We start from the raw sequence: 16403 nt of genomic DNA on the forward strand, positions 1-16403 counted from the left end.
ATGAGCGGGATCGATCCGAAACGTTTCGGCAAGGTGGCAGTGTTGTTCGGCGGGGAATCCGCCGAGCGCGAGGTGTCGCTCACCTCGGGCCGCCTCGTGCTGCAGGGCCTGCGTGACGCGGGCGTCGACGCGCATCCGTTCGACCCGGCCGAGCGGCCGCTGTCGGCGCTGAAGGACGAAGGCTTCGTGCGCGCGTTCAACGCGCTGCACGGTGGCTACGGCGAGAACGGCCAGATCCAGGGCGCGCTCGATTTCTACGGGATCCGCTACACGGGTAGCGGCGTGCTCGGGTCGGCGCTCGGCCTCGACAAGTTCCGCACGAAGCTCGTGTGGCAGCAGACGGGCGTGCCGACGCCGCCGTTCGAGACGGTGATGCGCGGCGACGACCTGGCCGCGCGCGCGACCGACATCGTCGCGAAGCTCGGTCTGCCGCTGTTCGTGAAGCCGGCGAGCGAGGGCTCGAGCGTCGCGGTGCTGAAGGTGAAGACGGCCGACGCGCTGCCGGCCGCGCTCGAGGAAGCCGCGACGCACGACAAGATCGTGATCGTCGAGAAGAGCATCGAAGGCGGCGGCGAATACACCGCGTGCATCGCCGGCGATCTCGATCTGCCGCTGATCAAGATCGTGCCGGCGGGCGAGTTCTACGACTACCACGCGAAGTACGTCGCCGACGATACGCAATACCTGATCCCGTGCGGCCTGCCGGCGCAACAGGAAGCGGAACTGAAGCGCATCGCGCGCCGCGCGTTCGACGTGCTCGGCTGCACCGACTGGGGCCGCGCGGATTTCATGCTCGACGCGGCCGGCAATGCGTATTTCCTGGAAGTGAACACGGCCCCCGGGATGACCGACCACTCGCTGCCGCCGAAGGCCGCGCGCGCGGTCGGCATCAGCTATTCGGAGCTGGTCGTGAAGGTGCTGTCGCTCACGCTCAACGACTGACGCAGGAACGGAACGACGTATGTGGAACAACGTTCGCCAACTCAACCTTGCCGCCAGCGCGCTGTACGCGCTGCTGCTGCTCGTGTTGGCGGCGGCCGGCTGCTACTGGCTGATCCAGCGCCCGACGTTCGCGCTGCGGGAAATCCGGATCGACGGCGATACCGAGCACATCAACTCGCCGACGGTGCGCGCGGGCGTGGTCGGCCGGCTGAAGGGCAATTTCTTCACGGTCGATCTCGATACGGCGCGCGCGGCGTTCGAGCAGATGCCGTGGGTGCGTCACGCGAGCGTGCGCCGGGTGTGGCCGAATGCGCTGGCTGTCACGCTCGAGGAGTACAAACCGCTCGGGACCTGGGGCAGCGATCAGCTGGTGAGCGTCGACGGCGAGCTGTTCACCGCGAACCAGGGCGAGCTGGAGCAGGAACTGCCGGCGTTCGACGGCCCGGAAGGCAGCGCGAAGGAAGTCGTCACGCGGTATCGCGACTTCGGGAAATGGTTTGCGCCGCTGAAGGCGGCGCCGGAAGAAGTGACGCTGTCGGCGCGGTACGCGTGGACGGTGAAGCTGTCGAACGGCATGCAGGTGGAACTGGGCAAGGAACGCAACAGCGACACGCTGCATGACCGGAGCCAGCGCCTGGTCGCCGCGTGGCCGGCCGTCACGGAGCGTTGGGGCAACGACATCGAGTACGCGGACCTGCGTTATCCGAACGGATTCGCGATTCGCGCGGCAGGCATGCGGTTCCTGACCGATACCGACAAGCGCAAGAAGTAACGAGAGATCACACGCAAGAGCACTTTATGAGCAAAGACTACAAGGATCTGCTGGTTTCCCTCGACATCGGCACGTCGAAGGTGGTGGCCATCGTCGCCGAGCTGAAGGGCGAGGGTCACTACGAGGTGATCGGTCTCGGCCAGAGCGAGTCGAAGGGTCTGAAGAAAGGTGTGGTGGTCAACATCGAGGCCACCGTGCAGTCGATCCAGCGCGCGCTTGAGGAAGCCGAGCTGATGGCCGACTGCAAGATCACCAACGTGTTTACGGGGATCGCGGGCAGCCACATCCGCAGCTTCAACTCGAGCGGGATGGTCGCGATCAAGGACAAGGAAGTCACGCAGACGGACGTCGCGCGCGTGATCGAGACCGCGAAGGCGATCAACATCCCGACCGACCAGCAGGTGCTGCACATCCTCACGCAGGAATTCATCATCGACGGCCAGGAAGACGTGCGCGAGCCGATCGGGATGAGCGGCATCCGGCTGGAAGTGAAGGTGCACATCGTGACGGGCGCGGTGAGCGCCGCGCAGAACATCGTCAAGTGCGTGCGCCGCTGCGGGCTGGAAGTGAACGACCTGATCCTGCAGCCGCTCGCGTCGTCGCTGGCGGTGCTGACGGAAGACGAGAAGGATCTCGGCGTGGTGCTGGTCGACATCGGCGGCGGCACGACGGACATCGCGATCTTCGCCGAAGGCGCGATCCGTCATACGGCCGTGATCCCGATCGCCGGCGACCAGATCACGAGCGACATCGCGATGGCGCTGCGCACGCCGACGCCGGACGCGGAAGACATCAAGGTCGGCTACGGGATCGCGAAGCAGGCGCTCGCCGATCCGGACGAAATGGTCGAAGTGCCGGGCCTCGGCGAACGCGGCCCGCGCACGCTGTCGCGCCAGGCGCTCGCGGCGGTGATCGAGCCGCGCGTCGAGGAACTGTTCTCGCTCGTGCAGCAGGTCGTGCGCGAGTCCGGTTATGAAGAACTCCTGAGCTCCGGCGTGGTCATTACCGGCGGTGCCTCGATGATGCCGGGCATGGTCGAGCTCGGCGAAGACATTTTCCTGAAACCGGTGCGCATCGGCGCGCCGGAATACGCAGGCGGCCTGTCCGACGTCGTGCGCAATCCGCGCTACTCGACGGCGATGGGGCTGCTCGTCGAAGGCAGTGCGCAGCGCATGCGCGGCCGCAAGGTCGCCGTGCAGTCCGGCAACGCGGGGCAGGTGTTCTCGCGGATGAAGGAATGGTTCCTGAGCAACTTCTGACAAACCGAATCGAAATTCGCGCTGGTGCCGGCGGCTGGCGCGCGACAGGGGGTTGCCCGATCTCCTGCCGAATAACGGCCGAGTAGCAGTCATTCTCTTGACGGAGGCAACAATGGAATTCGAAATGCTGGAAACCGAGACCAACGGCACCATCATCAAGGTGGTCGGCGTTGGCGGCGCTGGCGGCAATGCCGTCCAGCACATGATCAACCGCGGCGTGCAGGGCGTCGACTTCATCGTGATGAACACGGACGCCCAGGCGCTGTCGCGTTCGCGCGCATCGTCGGTGATCCAGCTCGGCAACACGGGTCTGGGCGCCGGTGCGAAGCCGGAAATGGGTCGTGCGGCGGCGGAAGAAGCGCGTGAGCGCATCGCCGACGCACTGCGCGGCGCGCACATGGTGTTCATCACGGCCGGCATGGGCGGTGGCACGGGTACGGGCGCGGCGCCGGTGGTCGCGCAGATCGCGAAGGAGATGGGCATTCTGACGGTCGGTGTCGTCAGCAAGCCGTTCGAGTTCGAAGGCGGCAAGCGCATGCGCGTCGCCGAAGCAGGCTCGCAGCAACTGGAGGATCACGTCGACTCGCTGATCGTCGTGCTGAACGACAAGCTGTTCGACGTGATGGGCGACGACGCCGAGATGGACAAGTGCTTCCAGTGCGCGGACGACGTGTTGAACAACGCGGTGGCAGGCATCGCGGAAATCATCAACGTCGACGGCCTCGTGAACGTCGACTTCGAAGACGTGAAGACGGTGATGGGCGAGCAGGGCAAGGCGATGATGGGCACGGCGACGGTCGCCGGCGTCGATCGCGCGCGCCTCGCGGCGGAACAGGCCGTGGCGAGCCCGCTGCTCGAAGGCGTCGATCTGTCGGGCGCGCGCGGCGTGCTGGTCAACATCACGTCGAGCCGTTCGCTGCGTCTGTCGGAAACGCGCGAAGTGATGAACACGATCAAGAGCTACGCGGCGGAAGATGCGACGGTGATCTTCGGTGCGGTGTACGACGACGCGATGGGCGATGCACTGCGCGTGACGGTCGTGGCGACGGGTCTGGGCCGTGCGGCGAAGAAGCAGCAGTCGGCACCGATGACGCTGCTGCGCACGGGTACGGACAACCAGCCGGTCAGCGCGGTGTCGCACGGCTACGCGCCGGCGCAGCACGTCAGCACGGCCGACTACGGCGCGCTCGATACGCCGGCGGTGTGGCGCAATTCGCGCGAAACCGCGGCATCGCACGTGCAGGCGCTGCAGGAGAAGGGTGTCGACACGTACGACATCCCGGCTTTCCTGCGCAAGCAGGCTGACTGACGCAAACACAGGCGAAGCCGCGGCGCAGTCGTTGAGATCGCCGCGGTATCGCCGGCGTGACGGATGCTACGGACCCAGACAGGCCGCGTCGGATGCGACGCCGGGCCGGGAAAGGTGCCCTCTTCGCTCAAGCGAAGCGGGATGGGCCGGGCTGTCCGCAACACGCTGAAAAACCGTATCGCTATGAGGGACCAGCCATGATTCAAGTGGGCGACGCGCTGCCCGACGCGCAATTGTTCGAGTTCATCGACGACGCGCGCGAAGGGTGCACGCTGGGGCCGAACGCCTGCAGCGTGCGCGACCAGGTGGCGGGAAAGCGGGTGGTGATCTTCGGATTGCCGGGCGCTTTCACGCCGACCTGCTCGGCGCAGCATGTGCCGGGCTACGTCGAACACGCCGAGCAATTGCGCGCGGCGGGGATCGACGAGATCTGGTGCGTGTCCGTCAACGACGCATTCGTGATGGGCGCATGGGGACGTGATCTGCACACCGCGGGCAAGGTGCGCATGATGGCGGACGGCAGCGCGGCTTTCACTCATGCGCTGGGGCTGACGCAGGATTTGTCCGCGCGTGGCATGGGAATTCGTTCCCTGCGCTACGCGATGGTGATTGACGGCGGTGTGGTCAAGACGCTGGCCGTCGAGGCGCCGGGCAAATTCGAAGTGAGCGATGCGGCGAGTGTTCTTGCGACGTTGACGTCCTGATCGTGCGGTGCGCCGTTGCCTTGCGGCAACGCTGCTCACCGGCCTCAGGGCAGTTGTAACACGGGCTGATGACCGGAAACGCCTCCGTTCCGGGCATCGGCCCGTCCCGTATCGGCACGGGTAAACTGTCGAAACAGATTGATACGCAGTTTCAGACAGCGTTGAATAGGGAATTACGCTATAATCCCGCCTATCGAATATAACTCCTGATTGATATCTTCAATCAAGACGAAGAAGACCATGTTGAAGCAGCGCACCATCAAATCCATCGTGAAGACCGTGGGTATCGGTGTCCACTCGGGCCGCAAGATCGAGTTGACGCTCCGTCCCGCCGCGCCCGGCACGGGCATCGTCTTTTCACGCGTCGACCTGCCCACGCCGGTCGACATTCCCGCATCGGCGATGTCGATCGGCGACACGCGGCTCGCGTCGGTGTTGCAGAAGGATGGCGTGCGCGTGTCGACGGTCGAGCACCTGATGTCCGCGTGTGCGGGTCTCGGCATCGACAACCTGTATGTCGATGTGACGGCCGAGGAAATCCCGATCATGGACGGCAGCGCCGCCACGTTCGTGTTCCTGATCCAGTCCGCCGGCATCGAGGAACAGAACGCGCCGAAGCGTTTCATCAAGGTGAAGAAGCCGGTCGAAATCCGTGACGGCGACAAGTTCGCGCGGCTGGATCCGTATTTCGGCTTCAAGCTGAAGTTCTCGATCGACTTCCGTCACCCGGCCGTCGACAAGACGGGCCAGGAACTCGAGGTCGATTTCGCGACCACGTCGTACGTTCGCGAGATCGCGCGTGCGCGCACGTTCGGTTTCGCGCACGAAGCCGAGATGCTGCGCGAGATCGGCCTGGCGCGCGGCGGCAGCATGGACAACGCGATCGTGCTCGACGAGTACCGGATCCTGAACAACGACGGGCTGCGCTACGACGACGAGTTCGTGAAGCACAAGATGCTCGACGCGATCGGCGATCTGTACGTGATCGGCCATCCGCTGCTGGCGTCGTACACCGCGTACAAGTCGGGCCACGGCCTGAACAACGCGTTGCTGCGCGAACTGCTCGCGCACGAAGACGCGTACGAGATTGTGACGTTCGACGATCCGCAGGCTGCACCGAAGGGGTTCGCGTTCGACGCGCAGACGGCCTTCGCGTGACCGGCGTTCAGCGCAAGCGATAAAAAAAGCGACCCTCGGGTCGCTTTTTTGTTGGCTGGCGGCCGCCGATGACCGGTGCGGTCAACGCGGCTTCGCGCCGTGTCGTGCCGCCATCCGCGCGAGCGCGGCCTGCAGCGGCGACGGTTCGAGGTGGTCGGCGAGGTCGCGCAGCGCGGCGGCGCCGGCCGAGGTCATCCGAGCCTGCTTCACGTGCGGCGGCTCCGGCGCGTCCTTCGGCCGCACGCGCACGCGCAGCGTCGTCACGGGCCAGCCGCGCTTCTGGAGGTCGCCGAGCAGCCGCACCTCGACCTGTCGCAGCCGTGCTGCCAGCGCATTGTGCGCGGCAAAGAGGGTCAGGGTGCCGTCCTTGATGAAGCCCGGTTCGACGTGATTCGCCAGATAATCGGGCAGGCAAGCGCCCAGGTCGCGCTGCAGCGACGCGATCTGCTCGACACCGGCGCGCAGCGCCGCGAATGCGTCGGTACGACCGAGCACTTCGGACACGGGTTGCGGACGATAGGCGGCGAGCGGGCCGAAACGCTTGGAAAATCGGTTCATCGAGGCTTTATTCGAGCGCGCACGCGCGCGGACGTTGCAGCCGATTGTACCCGTGCCGGCCCGCGCACGGGCGGCTTTCGCCCCCGTCCGCCCGGCCCCGGCGCGCCATGCCCGTGCGGCCGGGACGCAGGCGCACGCGTCCCCGCGTGCTAAAATTCGACGTTTGAGTCCACTAATTCGCTAAGCCGCCGAGGCTCGGGCGCCGGGGCGCGCAACACGCGCCGGGCGCCGGTGCTGCGACGCAGGATCCGATCCGATGACAACCGGTTTTCTCCAGAAAATTTTTGGCAGCCGCAACCAGCGGCTCGTCAAGCAATACCAAAAGACCGTCGCGACGATCAATGCGCTCGAAACGCAGATCGAGAAGCTGACGGACGACCAGTTGCGCGGCAAGACGGACGAATTCCGCCAGCGGGTCGCGGCCGGCGAGTCGCTCGACAAGCTGCTGCCCGAGGCCTTCGCGGTGTGTCGCGAGGCGAGCCGTCGCGTGCTGAAGATGCGGCACTTCGACGTGCAGATGATCGGCGGCATGGTGCTCCACTACGGCAAGATCGCGGAAATGCGCACCGGCGAGGGCAAGACGCTCGTCGCGACGCTGCCCGTGTACCTGAACGCGCTGGCCGGCCGCGGTGTGCACGTCGTGACCGTCAACGACTACCTCGCGCAGCGCGACGCCGAATGGATGGCGCGCCTCTACAACTTCCTCGGTCTGTCGGTCGGCATCAACCTGTCCGGCATGGAGCACGACCAGAAGCAGCAGGCCTACGCGGCGGACATCACGTACGGCACGAACAACGAATTCGGCTTCGACTACCTGCGCGACAACATGGTCTACGAGACCGACGCGCGCGTGCAGCGGGCCCTGAACTTCGCGGTCGTCGACGAAGTGGACTCGATCCTGATCGACGAAGCGCGTACGCCGCTGATCATTTCGGGCCAGGCCGAGGATCACACCGAGCTGTACGTGCGGATGAACGCACTGCCGCCGCTGCTCGAGCGCCAGATCGGCGAAGAGAAGGCCGACGGCACGGGCGTCGAGAAGCCGGGCGACTACACGCTCGACGAGAAGGCGCGCCAGGTGTTCCTGACGGAATCGGGCCACGAGAAGGCCGAGCGCCTGCTTGCCGAATGGGGCCTGATCGGCGAGGGCGAAAGCTTGTACGCGCCGCAGAACATCACGCTGATGCACCACGTGTACGCGGCGCTGCGCGCCCATACGCTGTTCCACAAGGATCAGCACTACGTCGTGCAGAACGGCGAAGTGGTCATCGTCGACGAATTCACGGGCCGCCTGATGGCCGGCCGCCGCTGGTCCGACGGCCTGCACCAGGCCGTCGAGGCGAAGGAACACGTGAAGATCCAGAGCGAGAACCAGACGCTCGCGTCGATCACGTTCCAGAACTACTTCCGGATGTACGCGAAGCTGGCCGGCATGACCGGCACCGCGGACACCGAAGCGTACGAATTCAACGAGATCTACGGTCTCGAGACGGTCGTGATCCCGACCAACCGCCCGCCGAAGCGGATCGACAAGCAGGACCAGATCTACAAGACGGCCAAGGAGCGCTACGACGCGGTGATCCGCGACATCCGCGACTGCTACGAGCGCGGCCAGCCGGTGCTGGTCGGCACGACGTCGATCGAGAACTCCGAACTGCTGTCGCACCTGCTGAAGCAGGCCGGGCTGCCGCACGAAGTGCTGAACGCGAAGCAGCACGAGCGTGAAGCGGCGATCGTCGCGGAAGCTGGCCGTCCGAAGCGCATCACGATCGCGACCAACATGGCCGGCCGCGGGACCGACATCGTGCTCGGCGGCAATGCGGAGAAGCAGGCGGCGTTCATCGAGGCCGACGATTCGATCCCGGCCGACGAAAAGGCGCGCCGCATCCAGAAGCTGCACGACGAGTGGGAAACGCTGCACGAGGAGGTGAAGGCCGCGGGCGGCCTGCACATCATCGGCACCGAGCGCCACGAATCGCGCCGGATCGACAACCAGCTGCGCGGCCGTGCAGGCCGTCAGGGCGATCCGGGCTCGTCGCGCTTCTACCTGTCGCTCGACGATCCGCTGCTGCGCATCTTCGCGGGCGACCGCGTGCGCTCGATCATGGATCGCCTGAAGATGCCGGAAGGCGAGGCGATCGAAGCCGGCATCGTCACGCGGTCGATCGAATCGGCGCAGCGCAAGGTCGAAGCGCGCAACTTCGACATCCGCAAGCAGCTGCTCGAATACGACGACGTGTCGAACGACCAGCGCAAGGTGATCTACCAGCAGCGCAACGAGCTGCTCGAAGCACACGACATCACCGAGACGATCACTGCGATGCGTCACGGCGTGATCACCGAAGTCGTCCGCCAGTTCGTGCCGGAAGGCAGCATCGAAGAGCAGTGGGACGTGCCCGAGCTCGAGGAAGCGCTGCGCAACGACTGGCAGCTCGATCTCGCGATCCAGGAAATGGTGAACGAGTCGTCGTCGATCACGGCCGAGGAGATCCTCGACGCGGTGACGACGGCCGCCGACGAGCAGTACGAGGCGAAGGTCGCGATGGTCGGTCGCGAATCGTTCAGCGCGTTCGAGCGCTCGGTGATGCTGCAGACGGTCGACCGCCTGTGGCGCGAGCACCTCGCGGCGCTCGACCACTTGCGCCAGGGCATTCACCTGCGCGGCTATGCGCAGAAGAACCCGAAGCAGGAGTACAAGCGCGAGGCGTTCGAACTGTTCGCCGCGATGCTCGACGCGATCAAGCAGGAAGTCACGCGCATCGTGATGAACGTGCAGATCCAGTCGCCGGAGCAGCTCGAGGAGGCGGCCGAGCAGATCGAGGAGCGCGGCGGTCATCTCGAGAACGTCGAATACCAGCACGCCGACTACGCGGACGCCGGCGCCCCGGTGGCGAACGTCACGACTGCTGCTGCGGCGGCCACGGCGACGGCCGACATGGTCGGCAGCGCGATGACGCACGGCGGCCCCGGCGGCGAAATGCCGAAGGTCGGCCGCAACGACCCGTGCCCGTGCGGCAGCGGCAAGAAGTACAAGCAATGTCACGGGAAGCTGTCATGATCGTCGGCGGCGCGCGTCACGCGTGCCGCGTCGTTCGCAGCTTCGAATCAGTGATGTGAGTTGTGGCGGCCCGCGCGTGCGGCCGCCGGTTCTTCCAATCGATGCCGGCGCGTGCCGGCATTTTCCATCCGGCAGGTGTGCCCCATGGCAGTCAATTTTCCGTCGATCGATCCCGCCCAACTGCATCCCGTCGCCGGCGTCACGCTCGGCTGGGCGGAGGCGAACATCCGCAAGCCGAATCGCAAGGACGTGCTGGTCATTTCCGTCGACGAAGGCGCGACGGTCGCGGGCGTGTTCACCGAAAACCGTTTCTGCGCAGCGCCGGTCACCGTCTGCCGCGAGCATCTGGCGAAGGTGCGTGCGGGCGGCGCGGGCATCCGCGCACTGGTCGTGAATACCGGCAATGCGAACGCGGGCACCGGCGAGCCGGGCCTCGTGAACGCCCGTGAAACGTGCACGGAACTCGCACGCCTCGCGGGCATCGAGCCGGCGCAAGTGCTGCCGTTCTCGACCGGCGTGATCCTCGAGCCGCTGCCGATCGACCGCCTGAAGGCCGGTCTGCCGGCCGCGCTCGCGAACCGCAAGGCCGCGAACTGGTTCGACGCCGCGCAGGCGATCATGACGACCGACACGCTGCCGAAGGCGACGTCGCGCCAGGTGACGATCGACGGTCACACGGTCACGCTGACGGGCATCAGCAAGGGCGCGGGCATGATCAAGCCGAACATGGCGACGATGCTCGGCTTCCTCGCGTTCGATGCGAACGTCGCGCAGCCGGTGCTCGACACGCTCGTGAAGGAAGTCGCCGACCGCTCGTTCAACTGCATCACGATCGACGGCGACACGTCGACGAACGACTCGTTCATCCTGATCGCATCGGGCAAGAGCACGCTGCCGGCCATCACGTCGACCGATTCGCCGGCCTATGCGGCGCTGCGCGACGCGGTGACGGAAGTCGCGCAGGTGCTGTCGCAACTGATCGTGCGCGACGGCGAAGGCGCGACGAAATTCATGACGGTGCAGGTCGAAGGCGGCAAGAGCGTCGCCGAATGCCGCCAGATCGCGTACGCGATCGGCCATTCGCCGCTCGTGAAGACGGCCTTCTACGCATCCGACCCCAACCTCGGCCGGATTCTCGCGGCGATCGGCTATGCGGGCGTCGCGGATCTCGACGTCGGCAAGATCGACCTCTATCTCGACGACGTGCTCGTCGCGAAGGCAGGCGGCCGCAATCCGGCCTACCAGGAAGAGGACGGCCAGCGCGTGATGAAGCAGAGCGAGATCACGATCCGCGTGCTGCTCGGGCGCGGCGACGCGCAGGCCACCGTCTGGACGTGCGACCTGTCGCACGATTACGTGAGCATCAACGCGGATTACCGCTCCTGATCGGGAGCGCTCGAACGACATGGACAAGCTTGAACAGTTTCTGACGCGCGCGGAAGCGCTGCTCGGCCGTCTCGAAGGGATGCTGCCGCCCGCACCGGCGGCCATCGACTGGAACGCGGCGCATGCGTTCCGCTGGCGCAAGCGCCAGGGGCGCGGTTACCTGCAGCCGGTACCGGCCGTGTCATCGATCACGCTCGGCGACCTGCACAACATCGACCGCCAGAAGGCGCTGATCGACCAGAACACGCGGCAGTTCGTGCAGCGCAAGCCGGCCAACAACGTGCTGCTGACCGGCGCACGCGGTACCGGCAAGTCGTCGCTGATCAAGGCGTGCCTGAATGCGTACGCGAACGACGGGCTGCGCCTGATCGAAGTCGACAAGGACGACCTGCACGATCTCGGCGACATCGTCGACCTGATCTCGCAGCGTCCGGAGCGGTTCATCGTGTTTTGCGACGACCTGTCGTTCGAGGACGGCGAATCGGGCTACAAGGCGCTGAAGGTCGCGCTGGACGGGTCGATCGCCGCGCAGTCGGACAACGTGCTGATCTACGCGACGTCGAACCGTCGCCACCTGCTCCCCGAGTACATGAGCGACAACGAGTCGTACAAGCATCTTCCTGACGGCGAGATTCACCCCGGCGAAGTCGTCGAGGAGAAGATCTCGCTGTCGGAGCGCTTCGGCCTGTGGGTCAGCTTCTATCCGTTCAAGCAGGACGACTACCTCGACATCGTCGCGCACTGGCTGCGCCACTTCGGCTGCCCGGAGACGGAGATCGACACGGCACGCGGCGACGCCCTCGTGTGGGCGCTCGAGCGCGGCTCGCGCTCGGGCCGCGTCGCGTGGCAGTTCGCGCGGGACTGGTCGGGCCGCAAGGAGCAGGCATGAGCGCGGATCTGGCACAGGGCGCCGTGCGGGCGCCGGACGGCCGCAAGGTGACGGAAGTCGCGGTCGGCGTGATGGTGCAGCCGGACGGTCGGTATCTGCTCGCGCAACGCCTGCAGGGCAAACCGTATGAAGGTTACTGGGAGTTTCCGGGCGGCAAGCTGGAGGCCGGCGAAAGCGTCGAGGATGCGCTGGCGCGCGAGCTGCACGAGGAACTCGGCATCGAGGTCACGGCCAGCCACCGCTGGCACACGCTCGAGCACGATTATCCGCACGCGTACGTGCGGCTCTATTTCTGCAAGGTGACGGGCTGGACGGGCGAGCCGCACAGCAAGGAAGGGCAGGCGTTCGTATGGCAGCAACTGCCGGTCGAGGTCGCGCCGCTGTTGCCGGCGGCGCTGCCGGTGCTCGAACTGCTCGAGAAGGAAGCGGCGTCGCAATGACGCCGTGGCGGCCCGCCGGAAACGCGGGCCATATCGGCGGACGGCGGCGCCGCGCGCCGCTCAGCTGTCGCGGCGGTTGTCCGTGCCGTCCTCTTCCGACGACGGGCCCTCGTCGGAGGCGCCGCCGATCCGATACTTTTCCGCGGCCCATGCGCCAAGGTCGAGCTGCTTGCAGCGGGCCGAACAGAAGGGACGGAACTTGTTTTCAGGCGTCCAGCGCACTTCTGCGCCGCACGACGGACATTTCACAACGGTAGTCATACGAAAGCGTTGAACCGGCACGCGGCCGTTACAGATTACACAGGGTCAGATGGAACGGCACGTCGATGTCCACCGCACGCGGCCGCACGTCGCCGTCCTGCATGGTGAACCGTACCCACAGCATGTATTTGTTTGCGCTCGCTTCGGGAATGACGCGCAGCTCCGGCGCTACCCGCACCTGCATCAGTTGATAGGTGCGGCCGGACAGCATCTGCTGGTAGCTGCCCTGCATCGCCATGACCTTCGACGCCTGGCCTGATTCGCGCGCAAGCCGCAGCACGATCGCCGCGGCGTCGCGCAACGGCAGCATCGGCAGGACCCACTTCGCGATGTCCTGGCGCCGCTGCTCGGCGGGCCATTGCTGCCACGCGTAGTACGACGGCAGGTCGAACTTGCATGTCCCGCCCGGAATCACCGCGCGGCTGCGGATGCTGGCGAGCCACTCGTTGTCGACGAGGTGCTGGCCGGTCTTGCCCTGCATCTGCGCAAGATTCGCGAGCGTTTGCTCGATTTCACCGAGCACGGCTTCGAGCGCGTTCTGCTCGATGCCCGGATTGCCGCGAAAGGGGGCGAGCGTCTGGCGCTGACGTTCGAGCTCCTTCATCAGATCCGATTTCAGGTCCGCGCGGCCCGTTACCTCGGCGATTTCGAACAGCGTCGTCAGCGCGACGTGGTGTTCACGCGGGTCCTCCTGAGCCAAAAAGAACGCGAAGCGCTCGAACAGATCTTCGAGACGCAACAGCGTGCGAATTCGCTCGTTGAACGGATACTCGTAAAGAATCAAGCGCGCTCGCCTCTTGGGTAGGGATTGAAACAATGAAGGACATTCTAATGCCCCCTCTCTACCCTAGCAACGCGCCAATTTCGTACACCATCACGATTGCGCGCGATGCTCAGTGCGCGGCGGCCGCGAACGCGACATAGCGTTGGTGCAGTGCATCGACCTGCGCGGCGAGCGCGTCGGGCGTGACCGCGTCGTTGACGATCACGTCGTCGGCCGCCGCGAGGCGGGCCTCGCGCGTCGCCTGTCGCGCGATGATCGCTTCGACCTGTTCGCGCGTGAAGCCGTTGCGCCGCATCACGCGCGCGATCTGCGTTTCGACCGGGCAGTCGACGACCAGCACGCGATCGCTGCGCGCCTTCCACGTGCCCGACTCGACGAGCAGCGGCACGACGAACATCACGTACGGGCCCCGAGCCTCGCGCGCCTCGCGATCGGTCTCTGCACGGATCAGCGGATGCGTGATCGCTTCGAGGCGCCGGCGCGCGTCGTCGTCGCTGAAGATCAGTGTGCGCATCTTCGCGCGATCGAGCGAGCCGTCGGCGGCCACGAAGCCGCGACCGAAAGCGTGCTCGATAGCCGGCATCGCGAGACCGCCCGGCGCGGTGATGCGATGGGCAATCAGGTCGGTATCGACGAGCGACGCGCCACGGGCGCCGAACAGGTCGGCAACGGTCGTCTTGCCGCTGCCGATGCCGCCCGTGAGTCCTACTGAAAACATGTCAGCCTCCGAGCGCCGCATAGAAAGGGGTGCCGAAAAACAGCGTGGCGACGCCGCCGGCCGCGAGGAACGGGCCGAACGGAATCGGCTCCTCGAAGCGCATGCGGCCGCGCCAAGTCGCGACGAGCCCGACGACCGCGCCGGTCACCGCCGCGAACAGTACGACCTGCGGCAGTGCGGCCCAGCCCATCCATGCGCCGAGCGCGGCAAGCAGCTTCAGGTCGCCGAAACCGATGCCCTCGATGCCGCGCAGCCATTTGAACAGCCAGTAGATCGACCACAGGAACAGGTAGCCGGCCATCGCGCCGATCACGGCCGAGCGCAGCGAAGCGAACGTGCCGCCGAGGTTCAGCACGAGCCCGGCCCACAGCAGCGGCAGCGTCATCGAATCGGGCAGGTAGCCGGTCCGGATATCGATCGCGCTCATCGCGAGCAGCGCCGCGCACAGCGCGAACGCGGCAAGCGCGGCGACGGTCGGGCCGAACGCCGCGAGCGAGCCGGCCGCGAGCCCTGCGCACGCGAGCTCGACGAGCGGATAGCGGATGCCGATCGCATGGCCGCAGCACCGGCAGCGTCCGCGCAGCATCAGATAGCTGACGACCGGGATGTTCTCCCATGCGCGCAACACGTGGCCGCAATGCGGGCAGGCGCTGCGCGGGCGCCACAGATCGTAGCGCGGCGGATAACCATCGTCGGGCGGGGTGCTTGCGGCGCCCGTCGCTTCGGCGATCTCGGCCTGCCACGCGCGCTGCATCATCACGGGCAACCGGTGCACGACCACGTTCAGGAAGCTGCCGATGCAAAGGCCGATGACGACCGCGAACGCATACTGCAGCGCGGGCGGCAGCATCGCCAGCGCGAGCAGCGTGCTCTCGGGCGAATCGGAAACGGCGGACAGGGGCGCTGGCGTCATGAGGCTCAAGGATCGGACTAAAAGGCGACAGAATCGGTTGCGATGCTACACCACGTTGCCGAGCTGAAGGATCGGCAGGTACATCGCGATCACGAGGCCGCCGACGAGCGCGCCCAGGACGATCACGATCAACGGTTCGCCGAGCGCCGCGAGCGCATCGAGACGCGCGTCGAGCTGGCGTTCGCACAATGCGGCGATGTCGCCGAGCATCGAGTCGAGCGCACCGGTTTCCTCGGCGACGGCGATCGGTTGCACGACGTCGTCCGGAAAGCAGCCGGCCGAATGCATCGCATCGGCCAGACGGACGCCGCGCAACACGCGTGCGGCGATGTGCGCGGTGGCGTGCGCGAACACCGGGTGGCCGGCCGTGCGCTCGAGCGTGGCGAACGCATCGGCGAGCGGCACGCCGGCGCCGAGCAGGGTCGCCAGCGAGCGGCACCAGCGTGCGGCCGCGAACCGTTCCAGCGCGCTGCCCGCGAGCGGCGCGCGCAGCAGGCGCCGCGCGAGCGCATGACGCAGCGCGACCGAGCGCCGCAGCGCATGCTGCGCGGCCAGCGCTATGGCGGCCGCACCGGCCAGCAGCACACCGCCCCACGCCGACAGTGCCGAGGACAGCGCGAGTAGTGCGCGGGTCGGCGCGGGCAGGGCGGCGCCGAAACCGTCGAAGATCTGCCGGAAGGTCGGCACGACCCACACCATCAAGGCTGCCGAGATCGCGAGCGCGAACAGGATGACGGCGGCCGGATACGCGAGTGCGGCGCGCAGCTTGCGCCATTGCGCATCGGCGCGCTCGCGATGTTCCGCGACCCGGGTCAGCACGATGCCGAGCGACCCGGACGCCTCGCCGACCTCGATCAACTGGCGATACAGCGTGCCGAACTGCGATGGATAGCGTGCGAGCGCATCGGCAAAGCGCCGGCCGCCGACGATTTCACGGGCGAGTCCCGCGGCGATGCGCGGCACGCCGTCGCGCGTGCGGGTGCGGGCGAGCATCTCGAGCGACGGCGCAAGCGGCAGGCCGGCCTGCAGCAGACTTGCGAGCTGGCGCGTGAAGCGCGTGATGTCGCGTGCGGCCGCCGCGGGCGGACGGGCCGGCCCGCGGCCGTCGAGCGACAGTACCGCGATGCCGTCGCGTGCGAGCGTGGCGCGCGCGGCCGCGGCGTCGAAGGCGACGACGATCCCGCGGCGCGGCGAGCCGTCGCGATGGCGCCCGCGCCATGCAAAGCGGGTTTCGCGCGGTGGCGTGCGCATA

At 66.7% G+C, this 16403-nt stretch carries 16 protein-coding genes; 10 read left to right on the forward strand and 6 right to left on the reverse strand.

Annotation, left to right across the window (positions count from 1 at the left end; all coding sequences use genetic code 11):
- From DTA15_RS18525 to lpxC, 6 genes are all read left to right on the forward strand, one after another.
- Window positions 1-942, forward strand: a complete 942-nt coding sequence (locus DTA15_RS18525; RefSeq protein ID WP_006487105.1) for a D-alanine--D-alanine ligase — start codon at window positions 1-3, stop codon at window positions 940-942.
- Window positions 943-961: 19 nt separating this feature from the next.
- The gene (locus tag DTA15_RS18530; protein WP_006477014.1) at window positions 962-1714 is read left to right on the forward strand and encodes a cell division protein FtsQ/DivIB; all 753 of its coding nucleotides are present in this window, start codon (window positions 962-964) and stop codon (window positions 1712-1714) included.
- A 26-nt stretch (window positions 1715-1740) separates the two neighbouring features.
- A complete protein-coding gene (gene ftsA / locus DTA15_RS18535) occupies window positions 1741-2973 on the forward strand; it encodes a cell division protein FtsA (RefSeq protein WP_006487138.1) in 1233 nt (410 codons plus the stop codon).
- A 112-nt stretch (window positions 2974-3085) separates the two neighbouring features.
- A complete protein-coding gene (gene ftsZ, locus DTA15_RS18545) occupies window positions 3086-4282 on the forward strand; it encodes a cell division protein FtsZ (RefSeq protein ID WP_006487140.1) in 1197 nt (398 codons plus the stop codon).
- Window positions 4283-4479: 197 nt separating this feature from the next.
- Window positions 4480-4986, forward strand: a complete 507-nt coding sequence (locus tag DTA15_RS18550) for a peroxiredoxin (RefSeq protein WP_012492974.1) — start codon at window positions 4480-4482, stop codon at window positions 4984-4986.
- A gap of 240 nt (window positions 4987-5226) precedes the next feature.
- Window positions 5227-6144 carry a UDP-3-O-acyl-N-acetylglucosamine deacetylase gene (gene lpxC / locus DTA15_RS18555; protein ID WP_006487145.1) on the forward strand — a complete coding sequence of 306 codons (918 nt, stop codon included), beginning with the start codon at window positions 5227-5229 and terminating at the stop codon, window positions 6142-6144.
- A gap of 81 nt (window positions 6145-6225) precedes the next feature.
- Here lpxC and DTA15_RS18560 read toward each other — a convergent pair whose 3' ends face one another.
- Window positions 6226-6702: a DciA family protein gene (locus tag DTA15_RS18560; RefSeq protein WP_006487136.1), complete on the reverse strand. Its 477-nt coding sequence runs from the start codon at window positions 6700-6702 to the stop codon at window positions 6226-6228.
- Between the two features lie 256 nt (window positions 6703-6958).
- Here DTA15_RS18560 and secA point away from each other — a divergent pair, with 256 nt between their 5' ends.
- The 4 genes from secA (at window position 6959) to DTA15_RS18580 (ending at window position 12475) form a co-directional block, all read left to right on the forward strand.
- The gene (gene secA / locus DTA15_RS18565) at window positions 6959-9760 is read left to right on the forward strand and encodes a preprotein translocase subunit SecA (RefSeq protein ID WP_006493335.1); all 2802 of its coding nucleotides are present in this window, start codon (window positions 6959-6961) and stop codon (window positions 9758-9760) included.
- 144 nt (window positions 9761-9904) lie between these two features.
- Window positions 9905-11146: a bifunctional glutamate N-acetyltransferase/amino-acid acetyltransferase ArgJ gene (argJ, locus tag DTA15_RS18570; protein WP_006496770.1), complete on the forward strand. Its 1242-nt coding sequence runs from the start codon at window positions 9905-9907 to the stop codon at window positions 11144-11146.
- A 19-nt stretch (window positions 11147-11165) separates the two neighbouring features.
- A complete protein-coding gene (locus tag DTA15_RS18575; RefSeq protein WP_006487097.1) occupies window positions 11166-12035 on the forward strand; it encodes an ATP-binding protein in 870 nt (289 codons plus the stop codon).
- A complete protein-coding gene (locus DTA15_RS18580; protein WP_006487137.1) occupies window positions 12032-12475 on the forward strand; it encodes an NUDIX domain-containing protein in 444 nt (147 codons plus the stop codon). Before DTA15_RS18575 ends, DTA15_RS18580 begins: the two co-directional genes overlap by 4 nt.
- 60 nt (window positions 12476-12535) lie before the next feature.
- Here the strand turns inward: DTA15_RS18580 and DTA15_RS18585 are convergent, their stop codons facing one another.
- The 5 genes from DTA15_RS18585 to DTA15_RS18605 form a co-directional block, all read right to left on the reverse strand.
- A complete protein-coding gene (locus DTA15_RS18585) occupies window positions 12536-12736 on the reverse strand; it encodes a DNA gyrase inhibitor YacG (RefSeq protein ID WP_011544509.1) in 201 nt (66 codons plus the stop codon).
- A 28-nt stretch (window positions 12737-12764) separates the two neighbouring features.
- On the reverse strand, window positions 12765-13520 hold the full coding sequence (gene zapD / locus DTA15_RS18590; protein ID WP_006487143.1) for a cell division protein ZapD: 756 nt from the start codon (window positions 13518-13520) through the stop codon (window positions 12765-12767).
- A gap of 109 nt (window positions 13521-13629) precedes the next feature.
- Window positions 13630-14238, reverse strand: coding sequence for a dephospho-CoA kinase (coaE, locus tag DTA15_RS18595; protein ID WP_006487123.1), 609 nt, complete (start codon window positions 14236-14238; stop codon window positions 13630-13632).
- Between the two features lies 1 nt (window position 14239).
- A complete protein-coding gene (locus tag DTA15_RS18600) occupies window positions 14240-15151 on the reverse strand; it encodes a prepilin peptidase (RefSeq protein ID WP_006487139.1) in 912 nt (303 codons plus the stop codon).
- 45 nt (window positions 15152-15196) lie between these two features.
- Window positions 15197-16402, reverse strand: coding sequence for a type II secretion system F family protein (locus tag DTA15_RS18605; protein WP_006496766.1), 1206 nt, complete (start codon window positions 16400-16402; stop codon window positions 15197-15199).
- Window position 16403 lies beyond the last annotated feature (1 nt).

This window comes from Burkholderia cenocepacia (genome assembly GCF_900446215.1).
Lineage (GTDB): Bacteria > Pseudomonadota > Gammaproteobacteria > Burkholderiales > Burkholderiaceae > Burkholderia > Burkholderia cenocepacia.